This window comes from Limosilactobacillus sp. C0001E2, assembly GCF_056590915.1.
Map to the genome: position 1 here is coordinate 68,789 of NZ_JBWPXC010000005.1, position 15,568 is coordinate 84,356.

15 protein-coding genes are annotated in these 15,568 nt (G+C 39.3%); 2 read left to right on the plus strand and 13 right to left on the minus strand.

Annotation, left to right across the window (positions count from 1 at the left end; translation table 11 throughout):
* Positions 1 to 83: 83 nt before the first annotated feature.
* The 5 genes from AC1EKL_RS06600 to AC1EKL_RS06620 form a co-directional block, all read right to left on the minus strand.
* Positions 84 to 917: an SDR family NAD(P)-dependent oxidoreductase gene (locus AC1EKL_RS06600; RefSeq protein WP_480189384.1), complete on the minus strand. Its 834-nt coding sequence runs from the start codon at positions 915 to 917 to the stop codon at positions 84 to 86.
* Positions 914 to 1,855, minus strand: coding sequence for a ribonuclease Z (gene rnz / locus AC1EKL_RS06605; RefSeq protein WP_480189383.1), 942 nt, complete (start codon positions 1,853 to 1,855; stop codon positions 914 to 916). The genes AC1EKL_RS06600 and rnz overlap by 4 nt, the downstream gene beginning before the upstream one ends.
* A 21-nt stretch (positions 1,856 to 1,876) precedes the next feature.
* Positions 1,877 to 3,190, minus strand: coding sequence for a GTPase ObgE (obgE, locus tag AC1EKL_RS06610; RefSeq protein ID WP_480189990.1), 1,314 nt, complete (start codon positions 3,188 to 3,190; stop codon positions 1,877 to 1,879).
* Between the two features lie 63 nt (positions 3,191 to 3,253).
* Positions 3,254 to 5,065 (minus strand): excinuclease ABC subunit UvrC, encoded by a 1,812-nt coding sequence (uvrC, locus tag AC1EKL_RS06615; RefSeq protein ID WP_480189445.1) that lies wholly within the window; start codon positions 5,063 to 5,065, stop codon positions 3,254 to 3,256.
* Positions 5,066 to 5,178: 113 nt separating this feature from the next.
* Positions 5,179 to 5,925: an amino acid ABC transporter ATP-binding protein gene (locus AC1EKL_RS06620; RefSeq protein ID WP_480189381.1), complete on the minus strand. Its 747-nt coding sequence runs from the start codon at positions 5,923 to 5,925 to the stop codon at positions 5,179 to 5,181.
* A 160-nt stretch (positions 5,926 to 6,085) separates the two neighbouring features.
* On the opposite strand from AC1EKL_RS06620, the gene AC1EKL_RS06625 reads away from it, so the two are divergent.
* Positions 6,086 to 6,223 carry an SPJ_0845 family protein gene (locus tag AC1EKL_RS06625; protein ID WP_480189380.1) on the plus strand — a complete coding sequence of 46 codons (138 nt, stop codon included), beginning with the start codon at positions 6,086 to 6,088 and terminating at the stop codon, positions 6,221 to 6,223.
* A gap of 27 nt (positions 6,224 to 6,250) precedes the next feature.
* On the opposite strand, the gene AC1EKL_RS06630 is transcribed toward AC1EKL_RS06625, so the two are convergent.
* The 8 genes from AC1EKL_RS06630 to rpsO all read right to left on the minus strand — a co-directional run bounded on the left by AC1EKL_RS06630 (position 6,251) and on the right by rpsO (position 15,014).
* Entirely contained in the window at positions 6,251 to 6,550 is a 300-nt protein-coding gene (locus tag AC1EKL_RS06630; protein ID WP_480171952.1) for a nucleoside triphosphate pyrophosphohydrolase family protein, read from the minus strand.
* Positions 6,550 to 7,140 (minus strand): ribosome biogenesis GTP-binding protein YihA/YsxC, encoded by a 591-nt coding sequence (yihA, locus tag AC1EKL_RS06635; RefSeq protein ID WP_480189379.1) that lies wholly within the window; start codon positions 7,138 to 7,140, stop codon positions 6,550 to 6,552. The genes AC1EKL_RS06630 and yihA overlap by 1 nt, the downstream gene beginning before the upstream one ends.
* Before the next feature lie 18 nt (positions 7,141 to 7,158).
* Entirely contained in the window at positions 7,159 to 8,409 is a 1,251-nt protein-coding gene (gene clpX, locus AC1EKL_RS06640) for an ATP-dependent Clp protease ATP-binding subunit ClpX (protein WP_480189378.1), read from the minus strand.
* A gap of 101 nt (positions 8,410 to 8,510) precedes the next feature.
* Positions 8,511 to 9,821, minus strand: a complete 1,311-nt coding sequence (gene tig / locus AC1EKL_RS06645; RefSeq protein WP_480189377.1) for a trigger factor — start codon at positions 9,819 to 9,821, stop codon at positions 8,511 to 8,513.
* A gap of 563 nt (positions 9,822 to 10,384) precedes the next feature.
* The gene (gene tuf / locus AC1EKL_RS06650) at positions 10,385 to 11,575 is read right to left on the minus strand and encodes an elongation factor Tu (RefSeq protein ID WP_006915794.1); all 1,191 of its coding nucleotides are present in this window, start codon (positions 11,573 to 11,575) and stop codon (positions 10,385 to 10,387) included.
* A 182-nt stretch (positions 11,576 to 11,757) separates the two neighbouring features.
* A complete protein-coding gene (locus AC1EKL_RS06655; protein WP_480189547.1) occupies positions 11,758 to 12,642 on the minus strand; it encodes a hypothetical protein in 885 nt (294 codons plus the stop codon).
* A 147-nt stretch (positions 12,643 to 12,789) separates the two neighbouring features.
* A complete protein-coding gene (locus AC1EKL_RS06660) occupies positions 12,790 to 14,562 on the minus strand; it encodes a ribonuclease J (RefSeq protein ID WP_480189546.1) in 1,773 nt (590 codons plus the stop codon).
* 182 nt (positions 14,563 to 14,744) lie between these two features.
* Complete coding sequence (gene rpsO / locus AC1EKL_RS06665; protein WP_480189991.1) at positions 14,745 to 15,014, minus strand: 30S ribosomal protein S15; 270 nt, start codon at positions 15,012 to 15,014, stop codon at positions 14,745 to 14,747.
* Between the two features lie 255 nt (positions 15,015 to 15,269).
* Here rpsO and rpsT point away from each other — a divergent pair, with 255 nt between their 5' ends.
* The gene (gene rpsT / locus AC1EKL_RS06670; RefSeq protein WP_006915789.1) at positions 15,270 to 15,524 is read left to right on the plus strand and encodes a 30S ribosomal protein S20; all 255 of its coding nucleotides are present in this window, start codon (positions 15,270 to 15,272) and stop codon (positions 15,522 to 15,524) included.
* Positions 15,525 to 15,568 lie beyond the last annotated feature (44 nt).

Below are 15,568 nucleotides of genomic sequence, written 5' to 3' on the forward strand. Positions count from 1 at the left end.
TGTCTTTTGGACGTCGTTTTCACGCTCCTGATGAACCATTATTAAATGATTTACAAACCGCACCTAATAATGCATTCGATTTTTTATAAAAGATCCTTGTTTTGTTGAAAATCAAAAAACTTTTTAATTGCCCAATCACCAATTCCCGGCATCACTTGGTAAAGCCAACCAATTGCTGAAGTATATCCTGGCACGTTGATTTCACGTGTTTTATATCCGACATTATTCCACACAGTCTTGGCTAGTGAGTCAGGCTCAATAATCATCCAGGATGGTACATGTGATAAGTAACTACCATCAGGATCTGCAGCTGCAAAGAAATGAGTAGCAACCGGGCCTGGATTTACTGTCAACACTTGTACCCCATAGTCCGCAACTTCCATCCGTAAAATATTATCAAATTGAATGACTCCCGCCTTAGTAGCTGAATAAACCGCACTGTTTGGCGTTGGTAACTTCCCTGCTAATGAAGCCACATTAATAATCGCCCCATAGCCTTGATCCATCATTTGCTTAGCAACACACCGGCTAAGATACATGGTTGCTAATAAATTGACGTTCACCATCTTCGCCATAGATTTGCGATTTTGGTTAACGACCGGTACCATTTCACCTAAACCAGCTGCATTTACCAATACGTCAATTTCGCCGACTTCATGGCGCACCTGATCCAACACTTGATCAGTCTGGTCAGGGTCAGTAACGTCCAATTCATATGCAAAAGAAGGCCGACCCGATAAAATTAAACATTTATGGGCTACTTCTTCCAATTTTTCCTTATTACGAGCACATACAACAACAATTGCTCCCCGATGAGCGGCCTCCAATGCCAATTGAGCACCAATTCCACTGGAACCACCGGTAATCAACACAATCTTATTTTTTAATAGTCGTAGTGACTGTAATCTGCGCATCATTTAGGTTGACCTCCTTTAAATGGAATATCATAAACATCAAAGTCATTTACTACTCGGGTATTAGGGAAAATATCCCGAACTTGATATGCAAGACCATAAGCAGCCTTACCTACATACCTTGCAGAAATGTGATTTAGCAATAACATTTTGGCATGAGCTTGCTTAGCAATTTGTGCAGCTTGTGCACTTGTTGAATGGTAATAATTATGTGCTAATTTCGATTCACCTTTGCCAAAGGTACTTTCATGGACTAAAACATCCGCATCTTTTGCAAGCGCAATAGCATTTTTAGTCTTCCGTGTATCACCTAAGATGGCCACTATCCGGCCCTTTTGTGGTGCACCAATAAAATCTTGGCCATTTAAGATGGTTCCATCACTTAATTGAATTTCTTTTCCCTGTTTCAATTCACCATACAACGGCCCTGATGGAATTCCTAATTTCTTCAATTTAGCAACTTGTAATTCGCCCGGATGATCGTGTTCAACTACTCGGTAGCCAAAACAAGCAATCTTATGGTCAAGCTTTTTGGCATAAACTGTGAATGTTTGGTCACTAAAAAGTTGCCCATCATCAGTAATTTCTACAAACTTGATCGGGTAACTCAACCGTGATTCACTAACCCGGAGTGTCGTTTGGACAAACTCTTTAATCCCAACTGGTCCATAAATGGTTAATGGTTCATTCCCTCCCTGAAATGATCGCGAGCTTAATAAACCTGGCAAGCCAAAAATATGGTCCCCGTGGAGGTGGGTTATAAAAATTTTTTCAATTTTTCGCGGACGAATTGTGGTATTTAAAATTTGATGCTGAGTTGCTTCACCAACATCGAAAAGCCAGATTGCATTACGCTCTTCTAATAAGCGTAATGCCAAACTAGACACATTCCGCTGTTTACTTGGCGAACCGGCACCCGTACCCAAAAATTCAATTTGCATCCTTATACCAACTTTCTAATTCTACTGAAGAAATTCAAAAACAAAGTCATCAATCCGGACTTGATCACCATCTTGGATTCCCTTAGCACGGAGAGCCTCGTCAACTCCCATATGCCGTAATTGGCGAGCAAAACGTAATTGACTTTCTTCATGACCCATATTTGTCATGGCAAATAGTTTTTCTAACTTAGCACCTGAGAGTACCCAAGTACCGTCACCATCACGAGAAATATTAAACTCAGGTTCATCCTGGTCAACTTTCTTTAAGCCATAGTGAGTAATTGACTGTTTATCGTGACTTTCGCTATCGAATTCTGGGGCAGCATCCAGAACTGCAGCTGTCTTTTTCATTAAATCATTAATTCCAGAGTGGGTGACAGCAGAAATTGGGAATACTTCAGGAACTTCTGGTAACGTCTGATCATCAGCTAGCATCTTTTTAAACTTCTCCAAATTTTCCACCGAATTTGGTAAATCCATCTTTGTTGCCACAATTAATTGCGGTCGTTTTAATAATTCAGGATCATAGCTTGCTAATTCATGATTGATTGACCGAAAACGCTCCATCGCTTGCTCAGGATCTTCATTGCCCATATCTACCAAATGTAAGAGGACCCGTGTTCGTTCAATATGACGTAAAAACTGTAGACCTAAACCAACACCCTTAGAGGCGCCCTCAATCAAGCCCGGCATGTCCGCCATCGCAAAGTCACGACCATCTGGGAGCATTACCATCCCAAGATTAGGAACTAAGGTAGTAAATTCATAAGCTGCCACCTTCGGCTTAGCGCCTGTGACTACTGATAACAAGGTTGACTTACCGACTGAAGGATACCCAATTAGTCCAACATCCGCTAGCATTTTGAGTTCCAGCTCTAAGTAGTGGTCTTCACCTGGTTCACCATTTTCGGCAATTTCAGGGGCTGGATTTTTAGCGGAAGCAAATCGCATATTGCCCCGACCGCCACGGCCACCTTTGGCAATTACTAATTCATCACCATTTTTTACAAGATCTCCCACAATTTCACCTGTATCAAGATCTCGAACCGTCGTGCCCTGTGGGACTGGAATGACCGTATCCTTGGCATCTGCCCCGGTCATCTGTTTACTCATTCCGTTTCCACCATTCTTTGCTTTAAAAATTCGGTGATAACGAAAATCCATTAAAGTGCGAAGCCCTTCATCAACTTTCAAAATGATGCTACCACCACGGCCACCATCACCACCAGCAGGGCCACCATTTGGCACATATTTTTCCCGACGGAAAGCAACCATTCCGTTCCCGCCTTTTCCAGCATGAGCTTCAATTTTAACTTGATCGACAAATGTTGACATGTTATTTCTCCGTTCTATTTACTTATTAATCTAGTATATTGGATAAATCAAAACGCGTCAAAGTTAATCATGACTGCTTCCCTTGGCAACTTCAGCGTTCTTTTGTAAAGAAACTTTGATGAGCTGCGCAGTCGGCCGATTAATTCCTAGATCATGAATATCATCAACGGAAGCTGCCGCAATTTTGCTCAACGACCCAAAATTCTTCATTAATTTATTCCTGGTTCGAGGGCCGACTCCCTTAATTTCGTCCAATCGTGAACTAAGTGAATGCTTCGTATGAACTTTATGGTGAAAGGTAATTGCAAAACGGTGAACTTCATCCTGAATTCTTTGGACCAAATAAAAAGCCTGACTCCGTGGATTCAGATCCACATGTTCATTGTGTTCACCAAATAAAAGGTCGGCAGTCTGGTGCTTATCATTTTTAACCATTCCCACAACTGGAATCGCTAAGTTTAACTCATTTTCCAAAACATCCTTCACCGCATTCATTTGAATTTCCCCACCATCCATAAAAATCATATCCGGCATCGGTTGATTTTCTTTTAAAAGACGGCTGTAACGGCGACGAATAACTTCTTTAGTACTTGCAGTTTCATCAGCATGATTAATCACCGTTTTTAATTTATATTTACGATAAAGTTTTCTGGCCGGCTCTCCATCAATAAACACTACCATTGCAGAAACAGGGTCCGCTCCTTGAATATGGGAATGATCGAATGCTTCAATCTTATGACCAGGTGGTAAACCAAGCGCATCCGTAATTTCTTTCATTGCCCCCGTAGTTTTACTTTTATCCAGTTCAAGAAGGCGGAATTTTTCACTCAGCGATAATTGAGCATTTTCTTTAGCCATCGACATCAGATCGGCTTTTTCACCACGTTGTGGAGTGCGCACTGGAACACCTAAAATTTCACTAATTTCTTTGTTTGGCAATCCAGCCGGTAACAAAATTTCTCGCGGTAAAATATTATTCCGGCGGTGATAGAATTGCAAAATAAAACTTGTCATTTCTTCAACAGCGGTGTCAACAATTGGAAATAATCGTTTCTCACGTTTCATTAAACGAGCTTGACGAATAAAGAAAACTTGGATTGAGAGCCACCCTTTATCCATATAATAATTAAATAAATCACGAGGAGTTTCGTCACTCGAGATAATCTTTTGCTTTTCAACAGTCACTTCAATGTAATGAATTTGATCGCGAATTTCAGCTGCGCGTTCATACTTCATTTTAGCGGCAGCTGCTTCCATTTGTTTGGTAAGATGGCGTTTCACTTGACCAGTATTACCATTTAAAAATGACTTAATCCGTTTGATTTGCCGCTCATACTTCTCTTCGGGAACGGTTTTAAAACAGGCTCCTAAACATTGACCAAGATGATAATAAAGACAAGGTCGTCCTTGATAACCATTGCAACGCCGCAACGGAAAGACTTTTTGAATAAAATGGACCGTTTCTTCAGCTGCATACACGTTAGGATATGGTCCAAAATAATAAGCACCATCCTTTTTAATTTGCCCAGTGATCATAATTTGGGGATCACGCTCATTTGTAATTTTAATATACGGATAACCTGTCCCCTGTTTTAGTTTAATATTAAAGTAAGGTTGATGCTTTTGGATTAAGGTAATTTCAAGGAGAAACGACTCTTTATTGGTTGAGGTAATAATCGTCTCAAAATCGGCAACTTCCGCAACCATTGCTGCCACTTTCCCTGTATGACTGCTTTTAAAATAAGAGCGAACCCGATTCTTGAGATTTTTGGCTTTACCCACATAAATGATCTGACCATTAATATTCTTCATAATATAGCATCCCGGTTTATCGGGAAGCAATGCTAATTTGTGCTCTAAATATTCAGTCGCCATCATATTCCCCTTTCTAAAATGTTCCTATATATTTTATAACAGCCGAACATATGAACGCAAAAAATATTAAAAAAACTGGTTGCCTCACCAGCAAACCAGTTTAGATTAACACTTTAAGCATCTAAAATTTTCTGTAAAAACTCTTTGGCCCGGGCCGTTTGCGGATGAGCAAAGAAGTCTTCTGGTGATGCCTTCTCCTGAATTCCAGCATCTGCCATAAACCAAATTTGATCCGCCACATTTTTGGCAAAGCCCATTTCGTGGGTAACAACTACCATTGTCATTCCATCATTAGCTAATTGTTGCATTACCTTCAGTACTTCACCAACCATTTCTGGATCCAATGCACTTGTTGGTTCATCAAATAACATTACGTCGGGGCGCATTGCTAACGCTCTAGCAATCGCAACCCGTTGTTGTTGTCCACCTGACAAACTTGCAGGATAAGCATCAGCCTTTTCACCCATACCAACTTCAGCTAATAACTGCTGAGCAATGGCTGTCGCATCCTCATCACTAGTCTTCTTAACCTTTTTAGGTGCTAATTTAACGTTTTCAAGTACAGTTTTATTTGGAAAAAGGTTGAAACTTTGAAAAACCATTCCCATCTTTTCGCGAACCTTTTGCACACCCTTTTCATTCAGGTTCGTAAGTTCTGTCCCTTCGACTTCAACAGAACCACTGGTTGGCTTTTCTAATTGATTTAAGCACCGCAAGAAAGTTGATTTTCCGGCACCGGAAGGACCAATGATACAAATCACCTGTCCTTTTTTAACTTCACCATTGATATTATTTAAAATAGTATTGTTACCAAATTTTTTGGTAAGATTCTTGATATTAATCATTACTTCATCTGTCATGATAATTCCCCCGTCACCTAATATTTATGGTGGTATTATACCGAGTTTTTCATGATTATGCAACATTTTTGAATATATTTTCGTTATTTACGTTTTATATTCAAACAATATACAATCTAACTATGGTATACTGACATTATTAACAAAAGGAAGTGATACGATGGGATTAGTAACCCGACGCAGTGATCAACTAGATAAGTTATTCGAAAACTTTGCAATTGATCCAAAAAAGGCTAAAAAGCCAGATCAAAAAACATCAAAGAATCAAAAGGACCAGAAAAAACAACCAAAGAAATAAGGATTGGCAAAACTGCCAATCCTTATTTTAGTTTTCAATAGTAAAACCGTGGGGATACCGCTTATTTAGGGTTTCAATATTTGTTTTAGCAACTTCATCAAATGGAATATCTGCCCATTCTGCCACTTGTGACAGGTACCAGAGTACATCCCCCATTTCGTGAATCAGTTCATCACGATTTAGTGATTTACCTTTAAATGTATAGTTCTTAACTAGGTCCACTACCTGACCAGTTTCACCAGCCAGTCCCAGTGCACAATTAGTTAGAACTTGCTCATTACCATATAAAGTCCGTTTTGCTGCCTCTTGATATTCATTAAATTCCATTAACTTACCCCCGTTTGTTCTTTAATCCAACGCCAAACATCTTCCTTGCCACGTTTCGACATTGCCGAAAAAAGAACCAGTGGTTGTTTTCCTTGAAACTCAAGTTTATCTTTAACCAACTTTTGGACTTTCGTAAATTGGCTTGGTTTAACTTTGTCAATTTTAGTTGCAACTACTAAAATTGGCAGCTTATAATAAGCCAACCATTGGTACATCTGCAGATCATCAGCTGTCGGCGCATGTCGGCCATCAACTAACATAATTACTCCACGCAACTGATCCCGTTGCGTTAAGTAATTTTCAATCATTTGTCCAAATTCTTCACGTTGTTTTTTTGAAACCTTGGCATAACCATATCCTGGAACATCAACAAAATACAGTTTGTCCTCGACATTATAAAAATTCAATGTTTGGGTTTTGCCAGGCTGACTAGATGTGTGCGCAAAATTTTTTCGATTAATCAAAGTATTAGTTAATGATGATTTACCAACATTGGACCGACCAACCAATGCGATTTCTGGATAATCAGTACTTGGGTATTGGTCAGGATGTACCGCGCTGATGGTTAAGTCAACATGATTTACATTCATTATCGAACCTCACCTTTTCTATGACGCTTGATCATCTTTTAAAACATATCGTGGCTCAGTATGGTGCTCAACACAGTTCTTATCGATGACTACTTCGCTAACATCTTGGCGACTAGGTAAGTCAAACATAACATCCCGCATTACCCCTTCAATAATGGAACGCAGGCCACGAGCTCCTGTATTACGGGCAATTGCCAACTTAGCCATTTCTCGTAGTGCACCATCTGTAAAGCGTAGCTTACTACCATCTAGCCGTATTAATTCTTGATATTGTTTTACTAAAGCATTCTTTGGCTCCGTTAAAATCCGTACCAAATCATCTTCGTCTAACTTCTCAAGAGCTGTCATTACTGGTAATCGACCAATAAATTCTGGGATTAGCCCAAATTTAAGTAAATCTTCAGGAATGACATGTTGCAAAATATTCTTTTCGTTGACTTGATCAGCTTCTTTGGAATCCGTACCAAAGCCAATGGTCTTGTCACCAAGCCGTTCTTTAACAATCGACTCGATCCCATCGAAAGCGCCACCCACAATAAATAGAATATTCTTGGTATCAACTTGTATGAATTCTTGTTGGGGATGTTTACGACCACCCTGCGGCGGAACATTAGCAATCGTCCCCTCAAGAATCTTCAGTAACGCTTGCTGAACCCCTTCACCAGAAACGTCGCGAGTAATTGAGACATTTTCACTTTTCTTTGCAATTTTATCAATTTCATCAATATAAATAATCCCTTTTTCAGCACGCTCAACGTCATAGTCAGCAGCCTGGAGTAACTTTAAAATGATGTTTTCAACGTCTTCACCAACATATCCAGCTTCTGTTAAGGTTGTGGCGTCAGCAATCGCAAATGGTACATTTAAAATTCGCGCTAATGATTGTGCTAAGTAAGTCTTCCCAGATCCAGTCGGACCAATCACCGCGATGTTGGACTTTTGAAGTTCCGTATCATTGTTGTCACCAGTTACCATTGCATTAACCCGCTTATAGTGATTATATACTGCAACTGACAAGGTCTTCTTAGCTTCCCCCTGTCCAATTACATAATCATCCAGTTGTTCCATGATTTCTGCGGGAGTTGGTACCTTAAACGTACCATTATTAACTTTGTCTTCTGCTAACTCCTGTTTAATAATCTCAGAACATAGCTCCACACATTCATTACAAATGTATACACCAGGTCCAGCCACAATCTTCTTCACTTCATCCTGAGATTTGCCGCAAAATGAACAATGGATATTTTGTTCTGTCGTATCTTCGAACATTCGCTAACCTCCAAATTGATCTTACTTCATACATAAAAAAGGGGTGTAACAATAATTACTGTTACAACTCCCTTCTTTAATCAGATTACAGTGATGAATGATTATTTTTCTTCATCCTTATCTGGTAAATCTTGCTTAGCAGAATCGGCAACTAAGTCCACTGCCTTCTTAATTTCAATATCATGAGCTAACATGTCTTTAGTTAAGCTCTTTTCTACGGCATCTTCTTCCATGCCAAATTGCTTAGCCAAATCGCTGATTTCTTTCTTGATGTCATCGTCAGAAGCTTTCAAATCAGCATCCTTAACAATCGCTTCAAGAACCAAGTTTGTCTTAACCCGCTTATCAGCATCATTTGCAAATTGCTTCTTCAAATCATCTTGAGAAGTCCCAGTGATTTGGAAGTACATTTGTGGGTTAATTCCTTGTTGTTGCATACCGGCAAGATATTGTTGAACTTGACGATCGGTATCTTGATCAAGCATTGCTTGAGGAATATCTTCAATCTCAGCGTTCTTAACCGCTACTTCAATTGCGGCATCTTCAATTGCTGATTTAGCAGCTTCTTCCTTTTGTTCTTGAAGTTGCTTCTTTGTCTTATCCTTCAATGCATCAAGAGTGTCAACATCTTCATCGACATCCTTAGCGAATTCATCATCAAGTTCAGGAAGTTGCTTTTCCTTAACTTCGTGAATTTTAACATTGAAGACTGCTTCTTTACCCGCTAAGTTCTTAGCATGGTAATCTTCAGGGAAGGTAACTTTAACATCAACATCTTCATCAGCCTTGTGACCAACTAATTGATCTTCAAATCCAGGAATAAATGAACCTGAACCAAGTTCTAATGAATAGTTATCAGCAGAACCGCCATCAAACTTTTCACCATCAACAGTTCCAACATAGTCAATCACGACTGTATCACCATTTGCAGCTGGTTCGTCTTCCTTCAATACTAATTCAGCTTGCTGTTGACGTTTGTTTTCCAGTTCAGCATCAACATCAGCATCAGAAACTTCAGTATCTTGCTTTGGAACTGACATGCCCTTGTAATCGCCAAGCTTTACTTCTGGCTTAACGGCAACTTCGGCCTTAATTGTCCAAGGTTCACCCTTTTCCATACTTTCAATGCTGATTTCTGGTTGATCAACTGGTTCGATTTCCGTTTCCTTAATTGCTGCTTCATATGCATCTGGCAAAACATCATTTAAAGCATCTTGGTATAATGATTCTTCACCATACATTTGGTTAAAGATTGCCCGAGGTACATGCCCCTTCCGGAATCCAGGAACAGTAATCCGCTTCTGTGTCTTCTTAAAAGCATCATCAATTCCCTTTTGAATGGTTTCTACATCAATATCGAACGTTAATGTCCCTTTGCTGGCTTCGCTATCGCGTTCCCATTTTGCTGACATTTCATTTCCTCCAATAACATCTTAATTAAGCTAATCTCAATGGTTAGCAAATATCATACTTTCTAATTTTACCGTAGAAGAGCAGTAATTTCAACCACAACCGGAAAACTCTCAGCGGTGGATCTCATGATGCAATCCGGGCATTAATTTATGGACTAAATCACTGGTACTTATTCGGAAAGGCGCACGATTCTCATTTGGCTCAAAGCGAAAGGACTTTGTAGCTAAAACATCACCTTAAAAACAAACTCCTACCAGTGCTACTTGATCATACATTAGCTCGGCAATACTAATCGTTTCAGGATGACTATTCAAAACTAAATGTTAATATCTAATGTGCCCAGTGTTCCTGTAATTAACCCTTCATCGAATTCAGTTGTGAAATAGAAATATCGTCAGCCCGTTAATATTTTATTTGTCTAGTAAATTTGAACAATCCCGTTCTTGATCAGTTTTAATCTTCACAAGTCAGGAAAATTTTAAATTTCACTATTATAATTTCTCGCTTTAAAAGCAAAGAAAAAGGACCTAGTAAAACTAGATCCTTTTTAATTTGTCTTGAATTAGTCAAGCACTTCTGATACCACACCGGCACCAACAGTGTGTCCACCTTCACGGATAGTGAACTTAAGACCCTTTTCAAGAGCAACTGGCTTTTGTAATTCAACAGTGAATGTTACGTTATCACCAGGCATAACCATTTCTACACCATCTGGTAATTCGATCTTACCAGTAACATCAGTAGTGTGGAAGTAGAATTGTGGTTGGTAGTCAGAGAAGAATGGCGTGTGACGGCCCCCTTCTTCCTTGGTCATAACATAAACTTCACCCTTGAACTTCTTGTGAGTTTGGATTGAACCAGGAGCAGCCAATACTTGACCACGTTCAACTTGATCGTGTGAAATACCACGAAGAAGTACACCAACGTTGTCCCCAGCTTCACCAAGATCAAGAGTCTTGTGGAACATTTCAACACCAGTAACAGTTGACTTCAGAACATCATCCTTAAGTCCAACGATTTCAACTTCGTCACCGATCTTAACAGTACCACGGTCAATACGACCAGAAGCAACAGTACCACGACCAGTAATGGTGAAGACGTCTTCAACAGGCATCATGAATGGCTTGTCAGTAGGACGCTTTGGAGTTGGGATGTAGTCATCAATAACATCCATCAAGTGAAGGATAACCTTTTCTTGTTCTGGGTCACCTTGAAGAGCCTTCAAAGCAGAACCACGAACAACTGGAATATCATCACCAGGGAAGTCATATTCAGACAACAGGTCACGAACTTCCATTTCAACCAAGTCGATTAATTCGTCATCATCAACAAGGTCACACTTGTTAAGGAATACAACAATGTATTCAACACCAACTTGACGTGCAAGAAGAATGTGTTCACGAGTTTGTGGCATAGGACCATCATCCGCAGCAACAACCAAGATCGCACCATCCATTTGTGCAGCCCCAGTGATCATGTTCTTAACGTAGTCAGCGTGTCCTGGCGCATCAATGTGAGCGTAGTGACGCTTTTCAGTTTCGTATTCAACGTGGGCTGTGTTGATAGTGATACCACGTTCCTTTTCTTCTGGCGCAGCATCAATATCTTCAAACTTTTCTTGCTTAGCCAGACCCTTTTCAGCCAATACCTTAGTGATAGCGGCCGTTAAAGTAGTCTTCCCATGGTCAACGTGGCCAATAGTACCAATGTTAACATGGGGTTTAGTACGTTCATAATGTTCTTTTTCTGCCATTAATGAAACCCTCCTGAAATAATATACAAGTATCATGCCGGAGTAACTCCGACACACCCTTGCTACAATTGTACTACTTCTAGGATTTTATTTAAAGCATTAAATTACGCCCTAGAAGAATTCTTAATCATAATATCAGCTCATTTTTAATTTGTAAACGTCTTTACCGCTTTTTTTCTAAATTAATGGAGATTAATCAAACTTTTTTGGATTATCTGTTGCCACCTATTTGCCTTTTGCCAGGCTACCTGGCTTTCATAATCGTGATTACCAATTAGCACAGCCACCCAAGCTGCGGGATCAGTTATTACTTCTTCAGTCATCGGATATAGACAGAACACTTGTAAATGAAACTGTTGTAAAAAGTTCTTCTGATCAATCGGATTATCTTTAAAGTAATCGCAAATTAACTGATCGACTTCATCAATTATTTTCTGGTAGCTGCTTGTTTCTATTTTTGCAGGTACAGTACCATGATCCTTCCCATCGACGCCAATGTAAGTGACTGATTGAGAATATCGAAGGGCCGCTAGTGTTTTTAAAATAGTATTGCGAATAACTATCCCAACAAAAGGATCCCTTAATATGAATTTTGCTCCCTGGACATACTTATTTAATGGTAAGTGATCAGCATCATGAATAATTTCTTGTTGTTTCCAATCCGGCTGATCTCCCAAATGATAAAAATTCTTAAAACGTTTTTGGAGTGTATGAGCTTGCTCTATTTCAAAAATTTTTTCCGCGTTCACGATTTGGGTCAAAAAAGGTTCCTTTGCATCCTTTATAGTAAGTGTAATTCTCGCTGGAATAAATAACTGATTAGCTAACAATAGTTTTATCCAAAAAACAAATCCTTTTGTTAAATAATCCTCTTCATACGGTAATGCTTCTTGATAAGCCCGAACAGCTTGTCCATTCCGATACAAAGCTCTAACATACAGTAAATTGACTTCCCATGGTGCCTTTTCCTGACAGATTGATGCTAATCTATCAATCACTTCATCGTCTTTTTGTTCTTTAAATAACTTTTCAGCTTCCAGAATTATTTTTCTATTATCATGTTTCATATCTTATTCCTCAAAATAGTGCGTGACAGAATTCTGTGAAATACAACCCCAATAAGTACAAACAAGGGTCCCAGAGTTCGACTTACCGAACACTGAAACCCATTGTATGCTGCGATGATCGCATTTTAGTCAAAATGCCTTTTTTGCTTACTTTGTTTGACGATCATTTTTACGTCCTCGGCCTCGACCAGACCGTTGCTTTGGCTTAGTCTTTTCTGTATTTTCATCCTTCTTCTTTGAATGATTCTTCTTTTTCGGATGTTGATTAATCTCCATAATAACCGGTAAAATCACTGGATGACGTTTAGTCTGATTAAATAAGAATCGGTTAAGTTTATCCCGAACGTTCTGCTTTAAATGACTCCAATCAAATTCCTTTTGGTCGAGATCTTCTTGAATAACCTTCTCTACTAAATCCGCACTCTGCTTCATTAGTTCACGGTTAGTTTTCACAAAAACAAATCCACGTGACGTAATTTGTGGCCGAGTTACAATTTTTTTATTCTTGCGATCAATGGTTGCTACAACGACAAAAATTCCATCTTCAGATAGGATTCGCCGATCACGTAAAACAATATTTCCAATATCACCGATACCAGTACCATCAATCATAGTATTACCAACTTCAACGTGATCACCAAGGTAAAGTTCGCCACCTTTTAGGGATAATACATCTCCCTTATTGACAATAAATACGTTTTCACGTGGAATCCCCACTTCCTCAGCCAGGAGTGCATGTTGGTCCAGCAAACGATATTCACCTTGGATTGGCATTAAATACTTAGGACGCATGAAATTAAGCATTAATTGTTCATCATTTTGGTTAGCATGTCCTGATGGATTAAGGTCTTGTGAGATGAACTTAACATCTGCGCCAGCGCGATATAACGCATCCGTAACCTTTTGTTCCATCGTTTCCATTGCATAAGACGGGGTTGTTGTGATAAACGCAAGATCATTTTCACCAAGTTGCACATCAGGATCATCACCGTTAGCAATATCATTCAGCGCTTTAAGGGGTTCACCCATCCGTCCGGTTACAAGAATCACAACTTCATTGGGTTCTAGTTCAGTAGCTTCATCCATTGAAATTAAAGTATTATCCGGCACTTGAATCTCGCCGAGCTTCATCGCCGTATCAATAATTTGTTCAATGTCACTTCCAGAAAGAACTACTTTCCTACCAGTTTTTTCAGCGGCATCCAAGATTTGCTGAACCCGCATAATATTTGAAGCCACACTTCCCACAACAATCCGGCCTGCGTAATTATCAAAGGTATCTCGAATATATTCAGCAATGTCTTTTTCCTTCGTACTTGCTCCAGTAATGCCAGCACCTGCTGAATCACTCATTAGAAGTAGTACTCCCTCATCGCCAATTTTAGCTAGTTGAGAAAGATCAGTCCGGTAATCACCACGGGCAGTTTGATCAAATTTAAAGTCTCCTGTGTAAACAATATTCCCTTCATCAGTATGTAAAACAATGCCCAACGTTTGAGGGATGGTATGCGTTGTGCTGAAGAATGTAACAACAACTCCATCAAAATCAATCTCTGTATCGGGATCGACCACATGGAAATCATTAAATTTTTTAACTTGCTTGTTATTTTTCACCGCCAACTTGGCAAGTTCAATTGTTAACTCACTACCAAAAACCGGTACACGAAAATCCATCAAAAAGTATGGTAGCGCTCCAATTGAGTCGGCATGCCCTTGTGTCAAGAAGACACCCGCAATTTGATCCTTATGATCCAACAAATATGACCAATCAGGAATTACAAAATCAATCCCCATTAATTCATTTTCTGGATATTTTAAACCGCAATCTAGAATAAAGATTTGCTCGTTAATTTCTACTGCATACATATTTTTTCCATTTTCGCGAACGCCACCAAATGGAATTACACTAATATTACTCAATTTAAACTCCTTCATTTTCATATTTAGAATATTCAATTTTTATGGCAGTTAACCGGATGTTAACCGCTAAATATTCAACTCTTAATCTATTAAATTTAATGATAACATAATTTATCGCAAAGGTGAAAAATAACACAATAAATAAAAAAGAACGAACACTAATGTCCGTTCTAGAAAATAAATTAACGACGAAGGCCTAAGCTCTTGATTAGTTCACGGTAAGCTGGCAAATCAGTCCGACGTAAGTAGCCAAGCAGATTACGACGGTGACCAATTTTCTTCATTAACCCACGTTGGGAACTGTAATCATGCTTGTGTTCCTTCAAGTGTACGTTTAATTCGTTAATTTCCGCAGTCAAAACAGCAACTTGCACTTGAGTAGAACCAGTGTCCCCTTCATGAGTTGCGTATTGCTTAATGAGTGCATCCTTCTTTTCTTTTGAAATAGCCATTGCTATTTTCCCACCTTTCATAAATAAATTGCCCGTCTCTAAGTAAAACGTCGGTGAGGATCGTTAAACTGAGAAAGGGTTTGGCAAACTCGCCTTAGTCAATATAACTGAAATTTGATCTAAACGCAAGGTAACCTAATGAATTTCTTGGAGCTTTTCCTGAAGAAAGTTGCAATGCACCGGATGATTCTGTATAATGACAAATGTTGAAAATTCAGGTCAACTAATACCTAAAGGTGGACGGAGGTGAAATTCATGCCAATTATCAAGTCAGCCATTGAACGTGTACGTGTAAATGAAAAGGCTGCTGCCCGTAACGCTTCACAAATGAGCGCAATGCGGACTGCAATCAAGAAGTTTGATAAGGCTAAGTTAGCTGGTGAAGGTGACCTTGACAAGCTTTACAAGGATGCTATTTCAGCTATTGACCACGCTCACGCTAAAGGATTAATCAAGGCAAACAAGGCAGCTCGTGACAAGTCACGTCTTTCTGCACGTTACGCTAAATAATTAATCTCATAACGATCAAATAAAAGAACCGGGTAAGAATATTC